This window comes from Bradyrhizobium sp. SZCCT0231 (assembly GCF_018130245.1).
GTDB lineage: Bacteria > Pseudomonadota > Alphaproteobacteria > Rhizobiales > Xanthobacteraceae > Bradyrhizobium > Bradyrhizobium japonicum_F.
The window spans coordinates 24034-42857 of sequence record NZ_JAFCKP010000027.1; the positions used below are offsets into that span (position 1 = coordinate 24034).

General features: G+C 65.3%; 12 protein-coding genes. 7 read left to right on the forward strand and 5 right to left on the reverse strand.

The window, feature by feature from the left end:
• Positions 1–64: 64 nt before the first annotated feature.
• From JQ566_RS32795 to JQ566_RS32805, 3 genes are all read right to left on the reverse strand, one after another.
• Entirely contained in the window at positions 65–1258 is a 1194-nt protein-coding gene (locus JQ566_RS32795) for an ABC transporter substrate-binding protein (RefSeq protein WP_212380121.1), read from the reverse strand.
• A gap of 192 nt (positions 1259–1450) precedes the next feature.
• Positions 1451–4609 carry an efflux RND transporter permease subunit gene (locus JQ566_RS32800; RefSeq protein ID WP_212380123.1) on the reverse strand — a complete coding sequence of 1053 codons (3159 nt, stop codon included), beginning with the start codon at positions 4607–4609 and terminating at the stop codon, positions 1451–1453.
• Positions 4606–5811: an efflux RND transporter periplasmic adaptor subunit gene (locus JQ566_RS32805; RefSeq protein ID WP_212380125.1), complete on the reverse strand. Its 1206-nt coding sequence runs from the start codon at positions 5809–5811 to the stop codon at positions 4606–4608. Before JQ566_RS32805 ends, JQ566_RS32800 begins: the two co-directional genes overlap by 4 nt.
• Positions 5812–6265: 454 nt before the next feature.
• Here JQ566_RS32805 and JQ566_RS32810 point away from each other — a divergent pair, with 454 nt between their 5' ends.
• The 7 genes from JQ566_RS32810 (at position 6266) to JQ566_RS32840 (ending at position 14933) form a co-directional block, all read left to right on the forward strand.
• Complete coding sequence (locus tag JQ566_RS32810) at positions 6266–7420, forward strand: iron-containing alcohol dehydrogenase (RefSeq protein WP_212380126.1); 1155 nt, start codon at positions 6266–6268, stop codon at positions 7418–7420.
• 17 nt (positions 7421–7437) lie between these two features.
• The gene (locus JQ566_RS32815) at positions 7438–8988 is read left to right on the forward strand and encodes an AMP-binding protein (RefSeq protein WP_212380127.1); all 1551 of its coding nucleotides are present in this window, start codon (positions 7438–7440) and stop codon (positions 8986–8988) included.
• Positions 8989–9367: 379 nt separating this feature from the next.
• Complete coding sequence (locus JQ566_RS32820; RefSeq protein WP_212380128.1) at positions 9368–10966, forward strand: ABC transporter substrate-binding protein; 1599 nt, start codon at positions 9368–9370, stop codon at positions 10964–10966.
• 126 nt (positions 10967–11092) lie between these two features.
• Positions 11093–12040, forward strand: a complete 948-nt coding sequence (locus tag JQ566_RS32825; protein ID WP_212380129.1) for an ABC transporter permease — start codon at positions 11093–11095, stop codon at positions 12038–12040.
• Positions 12041–12049: 9 nt separating this feature from the next.
• Entirely contained in the window at positions 12050–12943 is an 894-nt protein-coding gene (locus JQ566_RS32830) for an ABC transporter permease (RefSeq protein WP_212380130.1), read from the forward strand.
• Complete coding sequence (locus JQ566_RS32835) at positions 12943–13950, forward strand: ABC transporter ATP-binding protein (protein WP_212380131.1); 1008 nt, start codon at positions 12943–12945, stop codon at positions 13948–13950. The genes JQ566_RS32830 and JQ566_RS32835 overlap by 1 nt, the downstream gene beginning before the upstream one ends.
• Complete coding sequence (locus tag JQ566_RS32840; protein WP_212380132.1) at positions 13947–14933, forward strand: ABC transporter ATP-binding protein; 987 nt, start codon at positions 13947–13949, stop codon at positions 14931–14933. The genes JQ566_RS32835 and JQ566_RS32840 overlap by 4 nt, the downstream gene beginning before the upstream one ends.
• Positions 14934–15121: 188 nt before the next feature.
• On the opposite strand, the gene JQ566_RS32845 is transcribed toward JQ566_RS32840, so the two are convergent.
• Together JQ566_RS32845 and JQ566_RS32850 are read right to left on the reverse strand one after the other, a co-directional pair.
• Entirely contained in the window at positions 15122–17098 is a 1977-nt protein-coding gene (locus JQ566_RS32845) for an acetyl-CoA carboxylase biotin carboxylase subunit (RefSeq protein WP_212380133.1), read from the reverse strand.
• Positions 17095–18711, reverse strand: coding sequence for an acyl-CoA carboxylase subunit beta (locus JQ566_RS32850; protein WP_212380134.1), 1617 nt, complete (start codon positions 18709–18711; stop codon positions 17095–17097). The genes JQ566_RS32845 and JQ566_RS32850 overlap by 4 nt, the downstream gene beginning before the upstream one ends.
• Positions 18712–18824 lie beyond the last annotated feature (113 nt).

Here is an 18824-nt window from a genome sequence, read left to right on the forward strand (position 1 = left end):
GCGCTTGAGGCGCGCTTGTCCGGGACGACAGCGAGAGTGTGGCGCTCGCTGCGCCCCCTTCCCCCTACTTCGTCAGCGGGCAGCCGCTTTCCTTGGCGGTGAAGAAGGCCTTGTCGCCGGGGACGGTGGCGAGCAGCTTGTAATAGTCCCAGGGCTTCTTCGATTCCGAGGGCTTCTTGACCTCGAACAGATACATGTCGTGGACCATGCGGCCGTTCTCGAGCACCTTGCCGCCTTGCGCGAAATCGTCGTCGACCGGCAGCTCCTTCAGCTTCTTGGCGACCGCGTCCGGATCCTTGGTGCCGGCGGCCTTGACGGCCTTGAGATAGCTCAGCGTCGCCGAATAGGTGCCGGCGTGGATCATGCTCGGCATCCGGCCGGTGCGCTTGAGGAAGCGTTCGCCGAGATTGCGCGTCTTGTCGTTGAGATCCCAGTAATAGCCTTCGGTCAGCACCAGACCTTGCGCGGCCTGAAGACCGAGGCCGTTGACTTCGGCGAGCGTCATCAAGAGGCCCGCGAGCTTCTGCCCGCTGGAGACGATGCCGAACTCGGACGCCTGCTTGATCGAGTTGGTGGTGTCGAGGCCGGCATTGGCGAGGCCGACGATCTTCGCCTTCGAGCTTTGCGCCTGCAGCAGGAAGGAGGAGAAGTCCGACGAATTGAGCGGCACGCGCACCGAGCCGCGCACCTTGCCGCCATTGGCGGTGACGATCTCGGCGGTGTCCTTCTCCAGCGCGTAGCCGAATGCGTAGTCGGCGGTGAGGAAGAACCAGGTGTCGCCGCCGGCCTTGGTCAGCGCACCGCCGGTGCCGACGCCGAGCGCATGCGTATCATAGGCCCAGTGGAAGCCGTAGGGCTGGCAGGCATCGCCGGTGAGACGCGAGGTCGCGGCGCCGACGACGATGTCGATCTTCTTCTTTTCCTTGGAGAGCTCGTGGATCGCGAGCGCGACCGAGGAGGTCGTCAGCTCCGTGATCATGTCGACGTTCTCGACGTCGTACCAGCGCCGTGCGATCGAGCTGGCGAGATCCGGCTTGTTCTGGTGGTCGGCGGTGACGAGCTCGATCTTCTGGCCGAGCACCTCGCCGCCGAAATCCTCGATCGCCATCCTAGCCGCTTCGACCGACCATTTGCCGCCGTAATCGGCATAGACACCGGACTGATCGTTGAGGATGCCGATCTTGACGCCTTGCGCGGAAGCCGGCGCGGCGAGCAAGAGGGCGGAGGTTGCGACAGCGGCCCAAAGGGCTGATTTCATATGTTAACTCCCAGCAGTCTTCTGTTGTGAAATCGCGCGGATACTAGTGAAGAACCCCGCGCGTGCCCATCCATTGCATGTTGGTCGTTAGTATGGAGGGCGCGCGCCAAACAACCGGTGTCGTCCCGGATCTGCGCTTGCGCTTGTCCGGGACGACATAGGGGATGCGGACACGCCAGCGGCCACAATGAATCAGGCCATCACCTTCGGCTTCTTGTCCCGCCGCCCTTCGGCGAGGTTCCGCACCACCACGTAGAAGATCGGCGTGAACAGAAGGCCGAACAGGGTGACGCCGATCATGCCGAAGAACACGGCAACGCCGACGGCCTGGCGCATCTCCGAGCCGGAGCCGGTCGAGATCACCAGCGGCAAGACGCCGAGAATGAAGGCGAACGAGGTCATCAGGATCGGCCGCAGCCGCAGGCGGCAGGCGTCGATGACGGCCTCCAGCCGCGGCTTGCCCTCGTTCTCGATGTCGCGCGCGAATTCGACGATCAGGATCGCGTTCTTCGCCGCCAGTCCCACCAGCACGACGAAGCCGATCTGGGTGAGGATGTTGACGTCCTGGCCCATGATGCGCACGCCGATGGTGGCCGCTAACAGGCACATCGGCACGATCAGGATCACCGCGAATGGGAGCGTCCAGCTGCCATATTGCGCGGCGAGCACGAGATAGACGAACAGCACGCAGATCGGAAATACGTAGAGACCGGCATTGCCGCCGGTGACCTGCTGATAGGACAGGTCTGTCCATTCGAAGGTGAAGCCGCTCGGCAAGGTGTCGTTCGCGAGCTGCTTGATGGTGTTGAGCGCGGTGGTCGAGCTGGTGCCCGGCGCCGGCTCGCCCTGGAGCTCGGAGGCCGCGTAGAGATTGTAGCGCGCGACGCGGTCGGGGCCGGAGACGTGCTTGAACTCGACCACGCTGCCGAGCATCACCATGTCGCCGGAGGCGTTGCGCGTGCGCAGGCGCGCAAGGTCGCTCGGCTCTTTCCGGAATGGGAAGTCGGCCTGCGCGGTGACGTGGTAGGTGCGGCCGAACAGGTTGAAGTCGTTGACATAGGTCGACCCGAAATAGGTCTGGATCGTCTCGTTGATGTTGGAGATGGGCACGGCCAGCTTCTGCGCCTTGGTGCGATCGATGTCGACGAAGAGCTGCGGCGTGTTGGCCGTGAACGGCGAGAACACCGAAGTGAGGGTCGGCGCCCTGCGCGCGGCGGCGACGAGCTCGTCGGTCGCAGCTGCAAGCATTTCCGGGCCGCGGCCCTGGCGGTCCTGGATGCGGATGGTGAAGCCGCCGCCGGTGCCGATGCCGGGCACGGCGGGCGGCGGAATCACGATGATGAACGCACCCTGGATCGCGGACAGGCGCTTGCGCAGCTCGGCCGTGATGGCGTTCGCGGACAGCCCCTTCTTCAGCCGCACCTCCGGCTCGTCGAACACCGGGAACAGCGCCGCCGCATTGCCGGCCTGCGTACGCGTGGCGCCGGAAAAGCCGGCGAAGGCGGCGACGCGGACGATGCCCGGCGTATCCAGCGAGATCCGCTCGATCTCGCGCACGACCTCCGTGGTGCGCGCCAGCGAGGCCGCCCCCGGCAATTGCACGGATATGATGACGTAGCCGCGGTCCTGCGCCGGGATGAAGCCCTGCGGCGTGGTCACGATCAGCCAGCCGGCGCTGCCGATCAGCACGACATAGATCAGGAGCATCACCACCGAATGCCGGATCACGAAATTGGCGAGGCCGGCATAGCCGTGCGAAAGCCGGTCGAACACGCGGTTGAACACGCCGGTGAAGGCACCCCACGCCCGCGCGATGACATTCCAGCTCGCCGGCGGCCGCTTCTCTTCATGCGGCGTGAGGATCTGCGAGGCCAGCGCCGGCGACAGCGTCAGCGAGCAGAAGCAGGAGATCGCGGTCGCGACCGCGATGGTGACGGCGAATTGCTGAAAGAACTGCCCGGAGATGCCGCCGAGGAAGGCGGTCGGCACGAACACCGCGCACAGCACCAGCGCAATCGAGACCAGCGCGCCGCCGACCTCCTCCATCGTCTTCAGCGCGGCATCGCGACGACTGAGGCCGTGCTCGAGATGGCGCTCGACATTCTCGACCACGACAATGGCGTCATCGACCACGATGCCGACGGCGAGGACGAGCCCGAACAGCGTCAGATTGTTGATGGAGAAGCCGAGCGCCGCCATCACCGCGAAGGTGCCGACCAGCGACACCGGGATCGCGATGATCGGAATGATCGCGGGCCGCCATCCCTGCAAAAACACCAGCACCACGATGACCACGAGCAGCATGGCCTCGTAGATGGTCTTGATCAGCTCGTGAACCGACTGCGCGATGAACTCGGTCGGATTGTAGCCGATGTTGTAATCGAGGCCTTTCGGAAAGCTCTCCTTGAGCCTCGTCATGGTGTCGGAGATGTTCTTTGCCGTCGCGAGCGCGTTCGATCCCGGCCGCTGCGTCACCAGCATGGCGACCGCCGACTTGCGCAGCAGGAAGCTGTTGGTGGAATACGCCAGCGCCCCGAGCTCGATGCGGGCAACGTCGCGCAAACGAACGACCCGGCCGTCGGAGCCGGCCTTGATCAGGATATCCTCGAACTGCTTCTGGTCCTTCAAGCGCCCGGTGAAGGTGAGGTTCGGCTGGAAGGCGCGGTCGGCAATCGGCGGCTCGGCAATCTGGCCGCCGGCGATCTGCACGTTCTGGGCGCGGATCGCCGCCAGCACCTCGGCAGAGGTCAGTCCGAGATTGGCGATGCGGTCAGGATCGAGCCACAGCCGCATCGAGTAGTCGCGTGCGCCGAAGATCTGGATGTCGCCGACGCCGTCGAGGCGCAGCAGCTGGTCGCGGACCTGGAGCAGCGCGTAATTGGAGATATAGAGCTGGTCGAAGGTGTCGTCGGGCGACAGCATGAACACGACCATCAGGATGTCGGGCGAGTTCTTGCGCGTGGTGACGCCGTTGCGCTGCACCTCCTCAGGCAGGCGCGGCTGCGCGATGGCGACGCGGTTCTGCACCAGCACCTGGGCCTTGTCGAGATCGGTGCCGAGCTTGAAGGTGACGGTGATGGTGAGCTGGCCGTTCGAGGTCGCCTGGCTGTAGAGATACAGCATGTCCTCGACGCCGTTGATCTCCTGCTCGATCGGAGCGGCGACCGTGTCGGACACGGTCTGCGCGGAGGCGCCGGGATATTGCGTGGTGACGACGACGGTCGGCGGCACCACTTGCGGATACTCGGAGACCGGCAGCGTGGTGTAAGCCAGCGCGCCGACGATCAAGAGCACGATCGACAGCACCATCGCCAAAATGGGCTGGTTGATGGAGAGACGGCCGAGATTCATGACTTGCCACCGGCCGGCGCTTGCGCGGTCTGCGGGGCGACCTTGGCGCCGACACGGGCGCGCTGAATGCCGTTGACGATGACGCGGTCCTCGGCCTTTATACCCTCGCGGATCACGCGCAGGCCGTCGTCGAGCGGCCCGAGCACCACGGGACGCGCCTCCACGGTGTCGTCAGGCTTCACCACAAAAACGATCTTGCGGGACTGGTCGGTCGCGATCGCGACGTCCGGAATCAGCAGCGCCTCATAGGGCGCGCTGGCGATCAGGCGGACGCGGCCGAACTGGCCGGGCAAAATCGACAGATCGGTGTTCTTGACCACCGCGCGGCTGCGCAGCGTGCCAGTGGAGACGTCGAGGCGATTGTCGAGGAAGTTGATGGTGCCCTCGTGCGACGGCTTGGTCTCGCCGGCGAGAGTCACTTGCACCGGGTTCGCGGTATCGCGCGAGCTTGGCCGCCGTCCTTCGAACCACAGCTTGCTGTATTTGATGAACGTCGCCTCATCCATGTCGAAATAGATGTAGATCGGATCGAGCGCGACGATCGAGGTGAGCAGCGTCGAGGTGCCGGTGTCGCTGCCCTGCACGAGATTGCCCGGGCTGACCAGGTGGCGGCTGACCCGGCCGGTCAGCGGCGCTGCGACGTGCGTGAATTCGATGTTGAGCTTGGCGGCTTTCAGCGCGCCCTCCGCCTGCATCTCCGCGGCATGCGCCGCCTGCAGCGCCTGGCGGCGTTGATCGACGACCTGCTCGGAGACGGCGCTGGTCTGCACCAGGTTGAGACCGCGATCGAGCTCGCGCTTGGCAAGCTCCACCTTGGCCCGTGCATCCGACAGCTGGCCCTCTGCCTGCGTCGCCACTGCCTCGAACGGACGCGGGTCGATCACGTAAAGCAGATCGCCTTGACGCACGATAGCGCCGTCCTGGAATTCGACCGAGTTGACGAAACCGCCGACGCGCGGCCGCACCTGCACCTCCTCGACTGCCTCGAAGCGGCCGGTGAATTCGTCCCAATCGGTGACGGTGCGCTTGACCGGCTGGGCGACGGTCACCGGCGCGGGCGGCGGAGCAGCAGCCTGCGAGGCCGGCTGCCCGCAGCCGGCGAGTGCGAATGAAGCGGCGAGGAGGCCCGCTATTGCGTAATGCCGCGGCTGAACGAAATCGTGCTTTTTGACAAATGGCTCGCTTCCGTCCGGTCCAGTCATCCCAGGTCCTCGCATCAAAAGCCGCAGAAAAAGCAGGGTACGCTTCTACCTGCGGGCGCCACAAGATGGGTAGCAAAGATGAACTCTTCAAGACCAATGCTCGCGGGAGCGTCCTGGCCGGATGGTGGGTTGACAGGGGGAGAGATGGCCGCGCGCGGCTGGCTCGTTGATGTAAGCCTCGCAACGAGGGCGCGGCGTTCTCCACCCTCCCCTGGAGGGGGAGGGTCGCAGTGCATGGAGCGCAGCGCAATGCAATGCGGGGGGGGTGATCTCTCCACACGGGCACCGCCTCAATTGAGAGACTGTCACCCCACCCCGCTCGCGCTTCGCGCGATCGACCCTCCCCCTCCAGGGGAGGGTAAGAGCCCCCAGCGTCTTCGCGCATGACGAGTGGCGTCGACACAGCTAGATTACTCCCACAAAAATAAAGTCGAATTGTCCGGGGAGGACAGGCGTGCACCAGGGACGTGTCGTTTTTGGCGCGATCGAGGAGGTCGTGTTCGGCCATCCTGCGGCCGGCGCGATCGTCGCGCAGATGGACCGGCTGGGAACCCGCCGCGCTTTCCTGATGGTATCGGGGACGCTGAACCGGCAAACCGACGAGATCACGAAGATCAAGGACGCGCTCGGCGAGCGCTGTGCCGGCCTGTTCGACGCCATGCCGGCGCACACGCCGCGCGAGGCGGTGATCGCGGCAACCAATGCGGCGCGCGAGGCGGGTGCCGACCTGATCGTCACCGTCGGCGGCGGCTCGATCACCGACGGCGCCAAGGCGGTGCAGCTCTGCCTCGCCAACGGCATCGACGATATCGAGGGCATCGAGCGCATCCGCGTGCACAAGGGTGTTGCGCCCGAGATGAACGCGCCGACCGTGCGCCAGGTCAGCGTGCCGACCACGATCGCCGGCGGCGAGTTCAGTTCGATCGCCGGCGTCACCGACCGCAGCAGCAACGTGAAGCAGATGCTGCGGCATCCACTCACGGTGCCGCGCGCGACCATCCTCGACCCAGGCATCACCGTGCACACGCCGGAATGGCTGTTCCTCTCCACCGGCATCCGCGCCGTCGACCATTGCGTCGAGGCGATCTGCTCGCGCGAGACGCATCCCTATGCCGATGCGCAATCGGTCAAGGGCCTCGCCATGCTCGCCGATGCGCTGCCGCGGGTGAAGGCCGACCCATCCGATCTCGACGCACGCATGGATGCGCAGATCGGGACCTGGCTGTCGATGGGCGCGCTCGCCGCAGGCGTGCCGATGGGTGCGAGCCACGGCATCGGCTACGTGCTTGGCGCGAGCTTCGACGTCCCGCACGGCTACACCTCCTGCATCATGCTGCCGGCGGTGATGCGCTGGAACGCGCGCGACAATGCCGAGCGCCAGATGATCGTTTCCGCCGCGATGGGCTATCCCGGCCGTGACGCCGCCGACGTGCTCGATGCCTTCATCCGCTCGCTCGGCATGCCGCGCAGCCTTAGCGACGTGCGCATCTCGCCGGAGCATTTCGATGCCATCGCGGAAGCGGCGATGCGCACGAACTGGATCCCGCGCAATCCGCGCAGGATCGACGGGCCCGCCGACATCAAAGAAATCCTGCTTCTCGCCGCATGATCCAAGCCGGAGGATAGATGTACACTGGTCACCACGCCCGCCTGCGCCCGCTGCAGCCCGCGTTCATCATGGCGGGGACCGGAGAGGCCGTCACCTATCGCGAGCTGGAGGCGCGCAGCAATCGCCTGGCGCAGCTGTTCCGCAAGCAGGGCTTGAAGCGGCTCGATCACTACTCGATCTTCATGGAGAACAATTCGCGCTATCTCGAGTCCTGCGGTGCGGGCGAGCGGTCCGGGCTTTACTACACCTGCATCAACTCCTTCCTGACGCCGGACGAGCTTGCCTATCTCCTCGTCAACAGCCAGTCGAAGATCCTGATCACGTCGGTCGCCAAGCTCGACATCGCGCGCGAGGCGATCCAGGCCTGCCCCGACGTCAAGCTCTGCATCGTCGCCGATGGCCCGGGTGAGAGCGAGCGTATCGTCGGGCTTGCCGACGAGACCGCTGACTTGCCGACAACGCCGCTTCCCGATGAATGGCTCGGCACCGCCATGCTCTATTCGTCCGGCACGACGGGACGGCCAAAGGGCATCTTGCGGCCGCTGCCGGAGGAGGCGCCGAAGCACAATCTGCCGCTGTTCGATTTCCTGACCAAGCTTTGGCACTACCGGGAAGGCATGGTCTATCTATCGCCGGCGCCGCTCTATCACTCCGCGCCGCAGGCCGCCGTGAACCTCACGATCCGCATGGGCGGCACCGTGATCATCATGGAGAGTTTCGATCCCGAGCGTTACCTCCAGCTCGTCGAGCAATGGGGCATCACCCACACGCAACTGGTGCCGACGATGTTCTCGCGCATGCTGAAGTTGCCGGAGGAGGTGCGCAATCGCTACGATCTGTCGTCGCTGGAGATCGCGATCCATGCCGCCGCGCCCTGCCCGGCCCTGGTCAAGGACGACATGATCAGATGGTGGGGCCCGATCATCCACGAATATTACGGCGCGACCGAAGGCCTCGGCTTCACCGCCTGCAACAGCGAGGAATGGCTCAGCCATCGCGGCACCGTCGGCAAGGTGCTGCTCGGCGATCTCCATATTCTCGACGAGAACATGCGGGAGTGCCCGACCGGCACGCCCGGCCAAGTCTGGTTCAAGACCGCCTCGCCGTTCGAATATTTCAACGACCCCGAGAAGACCCGGGAAGCGCGCTCGTCCGACGGCAGCATGAGCACGGTCGGCGACGTCGGCTATGTCGACAAGGACCGCTTCCTGTACCTCACCGACCGCGCGACCTTCATGATCATCTCCGGCGGGGTGAACATCTATCCGCAGGAGTGCGAGAATCTGCTGATCACCCACCCGAAGGTCGCGGACGCCGCGGTGTTCGGCGTGCCCAATGCCGATCTCGGCGAGGAGGTGAAGGCGGTGGTGCAACCGATGCCGGGCGTGGTACCGGGGCCGGCTCTCGCCGAAGAGCTGATCGCGTTCTGCGCAAGATCGCTGTCGCGGCAGAAGGTGCCGCGCTCGGTCGATTTCGAGAAGGAATTGCCGCGGCTGCCGACAGGGAAGCTGTACAAGCGGCTGCTCAGGGACCGGTATTGGGGGAACAAGCCGTCGCGGATCGTGTGAGAGGGGCGTAGCCGCAAACACCGCTGTCGTCCCGGACAAGCGTAAGCGCTGATCCGGGACCCATACTCCCAGGGAGGAGTTGCGGCGCAAACTGGCAACTCCGAGTCTCCGCCAAACGTCTTCCTGTGGTTATGGGTCCCGGATCTGCACGCGCTTAGGGCGCGTTTGTCCGGGACGACGGCGGAGTGCTTGAGGCGCAGCGAGACATCTCAGTTCCGCACCTCTTCGCACCTGCACTCTCGCATTGTGCGGGATAAACCCCGTGGCGATCCGTCATCCGAATTGTCGAGGGCGCAGCCTTGCGGGTTGCCTCGCTGCACGCGCCTCGCTATCGTCTGACAAACAGGCCGCAAAAGGCCGAGGTCCAGGGAGGATGAGCATGCGGAGCGTGTGGGCGCTCGCCGCAATGGCGGCGCTATCTGTGCTGACGGCCTCAACCGCCACGCTCGCCGGCGAGCCCAAGCAGGGCGGTATCCTGCGGATGTATCACCGCGACAGTCCGGCCAACGCGTCCATCCTCGAGGGCGCGACCTATTCGATCAACATTCCCTTCATGGGGGTGTTCAACAATCTCCTGATCTACGATCAGCACATCGCGCAGAACAGCCCCGATACGCTGAGGCCGGACCTCGCCGAAAGCTGGTCCTGGAGCAGCGACAACAAGAAACTGACATTCAAGCTTCGCCAGGGCGTCAAATGGCACGATGGCAAGCCGTTCACATCGGCCGACGTCAAGTGCACCTTCGATCTCCTGATGGGCAAGTCGCAGCAGAAGCTGCGGCAGAATCCGCGCAAGGCCTGGTACAACGAAGTCAACGAGGTCACGACGAGCGGCGAGCTCGAGGTGTCCTTCGACCTGAAGCGGCCGCAGCCCTCGCTGCTGGCGATGCTCGCGTCCGGTTACACGCCGATCTATCCCTGTCATGTCTCGCCGGCGGACATGCGCACCCATCCGATCGGAACCGGGCCGTTCAAGTTCGTCGAATTCAAGGCCAATGAATCGATCAAGCTGACGCGAAATCCGGACTATTGGAAGAAGGGCCTGCCCCATCTCGACGGCGTCGAGTACACGATCATCACCAACCGCTCGACCGCGATTCTCGCTTTCGTCGCCGGCAAGTTCGACATGACCTTCCCGACGCACATCACGATCCCGCTCCTGAAGGACATCAAGTCGCAGGCGCCGAACGCGGTTTGCGTCGTCGAACCGACCAACGTTTCGACAAACATCATCGTCAATTCGACCTCCGCGCCGTTCGATAACATCGATATTCGCCGGGCCATGTCGCTCGCACTCGACCGCAAGGCCTTCGTCGACATCCTGTTCGAAGGCCAGGCCGATATCGGCGGCACCATGCTGCCGCCGCCTCAAGGCATCTGGGGCATGCCCAAGGACAAGCTGGAGACCATTCCAGGTTACGGCCGGGACGTGAAGGCAAACCGGGAGGAAGCCAAGAAGCTGATGCAGAAGGCGGGCTACGGCCCCGACAAGCATCTCGCGGTGAAGGTCTCGACGCGCAATCTCGCCGAATATCGCGACCCCGCGGTGATCCTGATCGACCAGCTCAAGAGCATCTATATCGACGGCGAGCTCGACGTGGTGGAAACCGCGAACTGGTTTCCGAAGGTCGCGCGCAAGGACTACATGCTCGGCCTCAATCTGACCGGCAGTTCCGTCGACGATCCCGACCAGTCCTTCTACGAGAACTATTCCTGCGGCTCGGAACGGAACTACACCAATTACTGCAACAGGGAGATCGAGAAGCTGGTCGACGTGCAGTCGCAGGAGACCGACGTCAGCAAGCGCAAGCCGCTGGTGTGGGATATCGACAAGAAGCTGCAGGAGGACGTCGCCCGCCCGATCATCTTCCATGCACGGGCCGGCACCTGCTGGCAGCCCTATGTCAAGGGCGTCACCATCATGTCGAACAGCTCCTACAACGGCTTCCGCTACGAGGATGTGTGGCTCGACAAGTAGCAGCCCGGGCTGACGACTTTAGGTTTTGGTTTTGAGCATGACCTTCTCGGAAAATCGCTGCGCACTTTGCGCTAACGCGGCCCTCCGGGTCCGGATCATGCTCTAGCGGCTCGCGGAGCGCGATGCATGTTTGCCTATCTGGTGCGGCGCTTGTTCCTGATGCTCGTGACCCTGTTCGGGATCTCGGTCGTCATCTTCTTCCTGCTGCGCATCGTGCCCGGCAACATCGTCGATATCCTGTTCGCCGCCGCCGGCTATGTCGATCCCGCCGACAAGGCCGAGCTCGAGAAGCAGCTCGGCATCGACCAGCCGCTGGCGGTGCAATATCTGCACTGGATCGGTGGCCTGCTGCGTGGCGATTTCGGCTACTCCTATGTCTCGGAGAAACCGGCGCTGCAGGAGATCCTGCCGCGGATTCCGATCACGGCGCGGCTCGCCGGCCTCGCGCTGCTGTTCTCGGCGTCGATCGGCATTCCGCTCGGCGTCATCAGCGCGGTGAAGCAGGGCACAAGGCTCGACTACGTGCTTCGCGTCGTCAGCCTCAGCGGATTGTCGCTGCCCTCGTTCTGGCTCGGCCTTCTGATCCTCACCGCGTCGGTGGCGATGTTCGGGCAGATGCCGATCTTCAATCCGAATCCGAAGACATGGCTCGAGGCATTCGCAACCTACGCCGTGCCGGCCGCCGCCGTCGGCTTCCGCAGCGCGGCGCTGACCATGCGCATCACCCGCTCCTCGATGCTGGAGGTGCTGCGGCAGGACTATATCCGCACCGCGCGCGCCAAGGGCGCCTCCGATGCGGCGGTGAACTATCACCACGCGCTGAAGAACGCGATCCTGCCCGTGATAACCGTGATCGGCATCGAGGCGGCGTTCCTGATCGGCGGCCTGATCGTCACCGAGACGGTGTTCAACATTCCCGGCGTCGCGCGCTTCCTGGTCGAGGCGATCCGCTGGCGGGACTATCCGATCGTGCAGAACCTCGTGATGTTCATTGCGGTCGTGGTGGTGTTCGCGAACTTCACGGTCGATATGCTCTACGCGGTGTTCGATCCGCGGATCAGGTACACGGATTAGGAGATCAGCTTGGCCGCGATTGATTTCGACGTTGAGCTGAGGCGGGCCGGGGCGCATGCGACCGGCGGGTGGCGGCGCGTGTTGTTCATGGCGCAGCGGCATGTGCTGGGCGCGGCCGGGCTCGTCATCATGACGGTGTTCGTGCTGACTGCGATCTTCGCCGGCTTCATTGCGCGCTATGATCCCCTCACGGTCGATTCCGCCCGCGCGCTGGCGCGCCCGAGCCTGGCGCACTGGATGGGCACCGATTCGTTCGGCCGCGACGTGTTCAGCCGCATCATCCACGGCGCGCGGATCTCGCTCGCGGTCGGGCTCGGTTCGACCGCACTCGGCGGCACCATCGGCGTGATCGTCGGCCTCACCTCCGGCTATCTCTCGGGCTGGGTCGATCTCGTATTCCAGCGCGTCTCCGACGTCCTACAGGCGCTGCCGCTGCTGGTGCTGGCCCTGGTGATGACGGCGGCGCTCGGCCCCTCGCTGCCCAATGTGATCATCGCCATCGCCATTCCGCTGATCCCGACGGTCGCGCGCGTGATCCGCGCCAACACGCTGGCGCTGCGCGAGCAGCCGTTCGTGGAGGCCGCCAAGTCGATCGGCATGAGCGAGATGCGGATTGCGCTGCGCCACGTGCTGCCGAACACGCTGGCCCCGCTGATCGTGCTGGCGACGGCACAGCTCGGCTCGACCATCCTCACCGAAGCCTCGCTGTCCTTCCTCGGCCTCGGCATTCCCGAGCCCTATCCGTCATGGGGGCGCATGCTATCCGAATCCGCCGCCGAATATGTCCGTACCGCGCCGTGGCTCGTGATCTTCCCGGGTATCGCGATCAGCCTCGCCGTGTTCGGCGCCAATTTGTTCGGCGACGCCCTGCGCGACATTCTGGATCCGAGGCAACGCGGCTGATGGCGGACAAATCCGATCTCGTGCTCGATGTGAAGAACCTGAAGACGGTGTTCTTCACCAATTCCGGCCTGTTCAAAGCTGTCGACGACCTCTCGTTCAGCGTGAAGCGCGGCGAGACGCTGGCGATCGTCGGCGAATCCGGCTGCGGCAAGAGCGTGACCGCGCTGTCGCTGATGCGGCTGGTGCCCGATCCGCCCGGCCGCATCGTCGGCGGCTCCGTCTCGCTCGAAGGCACCGACCTGCTGGCGCTGGATGAAGCGCAGATGCGCGCGGTCAGGGGCAACCGCATCTCCATGATCTTCCAGGAGCCGATGACCTCGCTCAATCCAGTGATGCGGATCGGCGACCAGATCGTCGAGGCCGTGCGGCTGCACCGGAACATCTCGTCGAAAGAGGCGCAAGGCATCGCGGTCGAGATGCTGCGGCTGGTGCGCATCCCGGAGCCGGCGCGGCGCGCGCGTGAGTACCCGCACCAGCTGTCCGGCGGCATGCGGCAGCGCGCGATGATCGCGATGGCGCTGGCCTGCCGGCCGGCGCTATTGATCGCGGACGAGCCGACCACGGCGCTCGACGTCACCATCCAGGCGCAGATCCTGGCGCTGATCCTCGATCTTCAGAAAGAGCTCGGCACCGGGCTCGTGCTGATCACGCATGATCTCGGCGTCGTCGCGCAGACCGCGCAGCGCGTGATCGTGATGTATGCGGGGCGAAAGGTCGAGGAGGCCAGCGTCGAAGCGCTGTTCGCTTCGCCGAAGCATCCCTATACGCGCGGGCTGATGGCCTCGATCCCGGCCGTCCCCGCATCCGGTGTCCCTGCGCAGGCGCGGCTGAACGAAATCCCCGGCACGGTGCCCTCGCTGGTGCGGCTGCCGAAGGGCTGCGCGTTCGCGCCGCGCTGCAAGCTCGCCATCAAGCGTTGCGAGGCCGAATATCCACCGCTGGCGGACTGGGGCGGCGGCCATCTCGCCGCCTGCTGGCGCGCGGAAGAAGTCGCGGAGGTGGCATGACCGAGGCGCTGCTCGAAGTCACTGACCTCAAAAAGCACTACCCCGTGCGCGCCGGCGTGTTGCGCCGGCAGATCGGCACTGTGCATGCGGTCGACGGCGTCTCGTTTGCGCTTGGAACCGGCGAGACATTGGGGCTCGTCGGCGAATCCGGCTGCGGCAAGTCCACGGTGGCGCGCAGCGTGCTGCGACTGGTCGAGCCGACCTCGGGCCAGATCCGTCTCGATGGTGAGGACATCACCCATCTGTCCAAGACGGCACTGCGGCCGCACCGCCGTTCGATGCAGATCGTGTTCCAGGACCCGTTTGCCTCGCTCAACCCGCGCATGACCGCGGGCGACATCGTCGGCGAACCACTCGCCGTGCACGGGCTCGCCACAGGCAAGGCGCTCGAGACACGGGTCGCAAGACTGTTCGAGCAGGTGGGGTTGCGGCCCGACCAGATGGGCAATTTCCCGCATCAGTTCTCCGGCGGCCAGCGCCAGCGCATCTGCATCGCACGCGCGCTGGCGCTGGAGCCGCGCCTGATCGTCTGCGACGAGCCGGTGTCTGCACTCGATGTCTCGATCCAGGCGCAGGTGATCAACCTGTTGATCGACCTGCAGCGCCAACACGGCTTTTCCTATCTCTTCATCGCCCACGATCTCGCCGTGGTCGCCCATATCAGCCACCGCGTCGCCGTGATGTATCTCGGCCGCATCGTCGAGATTGCCGGCAAGGACGAGCTGTTCCGCAATCCCAGACATCCCTATACGCAGGCCCTGCTTGCCTCGGTGCCGATTGCCAATCCGCTGGCGAAGAAGCTCGCGCCGCTGGTCGACGGCGATGTGCCAAGCCCGGTCAACCCGCCCTCAGGCTGCGCATTTCACACCCGCTGCCGGTATGCGATGGATCGGTGCAAGACGGAACGGCCGGCGCTGATGGATGCCGGTGATGGGCATCAGGTGGCGTGCCTGCTGAACGAGGGGACGGGGCGAAGCCAATAGCTCCGCTATCGTCCCCGCCCCTTGTCGGGGCGGAGTTTGAGGCAGCATCTCGCCCCATCGTCATTGCGAGCGCAGCGAAGCAATCCAGTGCCGTAGGGTGGGCAAAGCGAAGCGTGCCCACCATCCCGCGTACGATCGACATTCGTGGGCACGGCGCTATGCGCCTTTGCCCACCCTACGATACCTTGCTACCCTGCCCCGATCTCTGCCACGATCCGTCCCGTGGTCACCTGTTCACCTTCGGCGACGTCAATCGCGGCGACGATGCCGTCGATGCCGGCTTTGTGGACGTGCTCCATCTTCATCGCTTCCAGCGTCATCACCGGCTGGCCGGCGGTGACGCGCTCACCGGGTTTCACCAGCACGGCGACCACGCGGCCATTCATGGCGGCGCGGACCTTGCCGTCACCGCCGTTGCTTGCGGCGGCCTTTGGTGCGGCGAGGGTGAGATCGGCGACTGCGAACGGGATGCCGCGATGCTGGACGTACAGGCGATCGCCGTCACGCAGGAACCTCGCGCCGTCCATCACGCCATCGTGGCGGAAGCGGATCGCGTCGGGATCGAGCTGGTCGATCTCGAACCTGTTCTGGCGACCGTCGACGACGACACAGTAGCTGCCATCGCGCTCGCGCGTGATGTCGAGCTCGTGCGCGTGGCCGGCGATCTCGATTTTCGCCGGCAGCGGAAAGGTGGCGGCGAGGCTCCGCCCAGCCAGCCATGACGGCGCGCGCGGGTTGGTGACGTAGAGCAGGAGCCCGGCCAACGACGTGTCGAATGCGGCGTCCGCACGAGGCGCCAGCAGCTCGTCGCGATGCGTGTCGATGAACGCCGTCGTCGCATCACCCTTGGCAAAGCCGGAATGGCGCAGGCAGGACATCAGGAACGCCTGGTTGGTGGTCACGCCGAACGCGGTGAGCTGCTCGAGACCCACGATCAGCCGCCCCCTCGCCTCCTCGCGCGTGACGCCGTGGCTGATCACCTTGGCGATCATGGAATCGTAGTACGGCGGGATCTCCGAGCCCGATTGCAGCGCGTGCTCGACACGGATGCTGTCAGGCACCCGCCAGCGCGCCATGCGGCCGGACTGCGGCATGAAATCGTGCCCAGCATCTTCCGAGCAAAGCCGCACCTCGATGGCGTGGCCGGAGAACTTGATGTCCTGCTGCTTCAGCGGCAAGGGTTCGCCGCGCGCGATGCGCAGCTGCAGCTCGACGAGATCGAGCCCGGTGATGGCCTCGGTGACGGGATGCTCGACCTGGAGCCGCGTGTTCATCTCCATGAAGTAGAACGCGCCGCCTTGATCGAGCAGGAATTCCAGCGTGCCGGCGCCCTCATAGCGCAGCGCCTTGACCGCGGCGACCGCAACCTCGCCCATTCTGGCGCGCAGCTCCGGCGTGACCGCCGGCGACGGCGCCTCCTCGATCAGCTTCTGGTGCCGCCGCTGCACCGAGCAGTCGCGCTCGCCGAGATGGATGGCGCTGCCGTGGCTGTCGCCGAACACCTGGATCTCGATGTGCCTGGGGTTCTGGATCGCGCGCTCGAGGATGACGGTGGGGTCGCCGAACGCGGCCTTCGCCTCGGAACGCGCGCTGCGCAGCGCATTGGGGAAGGATGCCGCGTCAGTGACGAGCCGCATGCCGCGGCCGCCGCCACCGGCGACCGCCTTGATCATCACGGGGAAGCCGATCTTTCTGGCCTCCGCGAGCATGACCTCGTCGCCCTGATCGGCACCCTGATAGCCGGGGACGATCGGCACGCCGGCCTTCCTCATGATCTCCTTGGCACCGGCCTTGTTGCCCATCGCCTCGATCGCCTGCGGCGACGGGCCGATGAAGACGAGGCCGGCATCCTTGCAGGCTTGCGCAAACTCCTCGTTCTCGGCGAGGAAACCATAGCCGGGATGTACGGCGTCCGCGCCGCTGGTTTTCGCCGCGGCAATGATCGCGGAGATGTTGAGATAGGACTGCGCCGGCAGCCCTTCACCGATGCGCACGGCCTGGTCGGCCTGCTTCACATGGAGCGCGTCGCGATCGGCGTCGGAATAGACCGCGACGACGCCGAGGCCGAGTTTTCGCGCACTGCGCATCACGCGTAGCGCGATCTCGCCGCGATTGGCGACCAGGACCTTGAAGAACGGCCGGTGCTGCACTGATCCGTTCCTCATGGGCGGGCCACCGAGAACTGCATGCGCTGAGGCGTGCGCGCATCGCCCTCGCGGCAGATCGCGAGCACCTCGGACAGCACCGCTCGGGTGTCGCGCGGATCGATCACGCCGTCGTCGAGCACGCGCGCGCTGGTGGAGAACACGTCCATCTGGCCGTCGAACACGCCGATGATCTCAGCCTTCATCGCCTCCAGCCTGTCCCTCTCGATCGGCCTGCCGCGGCGCGCGGCGGCGGCCTCGGTCACGATCGCCATGGTCTCGGCGGCCTGCTCGCCACCCATCACAGCGGTCTTGGCATTGGGCCAGGAGAAGCAGAAGCGCGGATGGAAGCCGCGGCCGCACATGCCGTAATTGCCGGCGCCGAACGAGGCGCCGCAATAAATGGTGATCTGCGGCACCGTCGCCGAGGTCACCGCCTGGATCATCTTCGAGCCGTGCTTGATCATGCCGGCTTCTTCATAGGCCTTGCCGACCATGTAGCCGGTGGTGTTGTTGAGATAGAGCAGCGGCGTGCGGGTCTGGCAGCAGGCCTGGATGAAATGCGTGGCCTTGTTGGCGCCGGCGGGATCGAGCGGGCCGTTGTTGGTGATGATGCCGATCGCCTGACCCTCGATGCGGGCATGGCCGCAAACGGTGGCCGGGCCGTAATTCGGCGCCATCTCGGTGAAGTCGGAATCATCGACGATGCGCGCGATCACTTGGCGCATGTCGACGGGACGCTTGTGGTCCATCGGCATGATGCCGAGCAGCTCGTCCTGGTCGTAGCGCGGCGGCTTGAATTGCGCCGACGCTTTGCCCGGCCGCTCCCATTCCATCGCCGCCATGATCTCGCGGGCGATGCGGAGCGCGTCGCGATCGTCCTCGGCGAGATAATCGCCGAGGCCGGAGATTTGCGTATGCATCTCGGCGCCGCCGAGCTCCTCCTCGGTCGCGACCTCGCCGGTCGCGGCCTTCAACAGCGGCGGCCCCGCGAGGAACGCACGGGTGCGGCCGCGCACCATGACGATGTAGTCGGACAGGCCGGTCTGATAGGCACCGCCCGCAGTGGAGGAGCCGTGCGTGACGGTCACGACGGGAAGGCCTGCGGCCGAGAGCCGGGCGAGGTTGCGAAAGATGTTGCCGCCGCGGACAAAGTCCTCGACGCGGTAGCGCAGCAAATTGGCGCCGGCACTTTCGACCAGCTGGATGTAAGGCAGCTTGTTCTCCAGCGCGAGCTCCTGCACCCGCAGCGTCTTGTCGAGGCCGTAGGGCTGCAACGCGCCGGCATCGATGCCGGAATCGCTGGCGCTGACCATGCAGCGGATGCCCGAGACGAAGCCGATGCCGGCGATGACGCCGCCACCGGGGACGCTCTTGTTCGCATCCGGCACGTCGAACATGTAGCCGGCGAGCGTCGACAGTTCGATGAAGGGCGCCCCGGGATCGAGCACCAGCGCGACGCGCTCGCGCGGCAGCAATTGGCCGCGCTTGTGGAAGCGATCCTTGGCCGCAGCCGATGCCGCGCGCGTGCGCTCTTCGAGCGCGCGCATGCGGCCGATCAGCGCGAGCATGCCGTCGCGGTTGGCGTGGTAGGCGACGCTGCCGGGGGAAATGGTGTTTTCGATGACAGACATGACTTGATCCTGCTCGTCATTGCGAGGAGCGAAGCGACGAAGCAATCCAGACTGCATCCGCGGAGAGATTCTGGATTGCTTCGCTTCGCTCGCAATGACGGGTGAGGCGATAC

Bases quoted from the DNA above. Each gene is read 5' to 3' on its own strand.
- JQ566_RS32840 (WP_212380132.1), top strand. From the start codon at position 13,947: ATGACCGAGGCGCTGCTCGAAGTCACTGACCTCAAAAAGCACTACCCC.
- JQ566_RS32850 (WP_212380134.1), bottom strand. From the start codon at position 18,711: ATGTCTGTCATCGAAAACACCATTTCCCCCGGCAGCGTCGCCTACCAC.
- JQ566_RS32815 (WP_212380127.1), top strand. From the start codon at position 7,438: ATGTACACTGGTCACCACGCCCGCCTGCGCCCGCTGCAGCCCGCGTTC.
- JQ566_RS32795 (WP_212380121.1), bottom strand. From the start codon at position 1,258: ATGAAATCAGCCCTTTGGGCCGCTGTCGCAACCTCCGCCCTCTTGCTC.
- JQ566_RS32820 (WP_212380128.1), top strand. From the start codon at position 9,368: ATGCGGAGCGTGTGGGCGCTCGCCGCAATGGCGGCGCTATCTGTGCTG.
- JQ566_RS32825 (WP_212380129.1), top strand. From the start codon at position 11,093: ATGTTTGCCTATCTGGTGCGGCGCTTGTTCCTGATGCTCGTGACCCTG.
- JQ566_RS32845 (WP_212380133.1), bottom strand. From the start codon at position 17,098: ATGAGGAACGGATCAGTGCAGCACCGGCCGTTCTTCAAGGTCCTGGTC.
- JQ566_RS32835 (WP_212380131.1), top strand. From the start codon at position 12,943: ATGGCGGACAAATCCGATCTCGTGCTCGATGTGAAGAACCTGAAGACG.
- JQ566_RS32805 (WP_212380125.1), bottom strand. From the start codon at position 5,811: ATGACTGGACCGGACGGAAGCGAGCCATTTGTCAAAAAGCACGATTTC.
- JQ566_RS32800 (WP_212380123.1), bottom strand. From the start codon at position 4,609: ATGAATCTCGGCCGTCTCTCCATCAACCAGCCCATTTTGGCGATGGTG.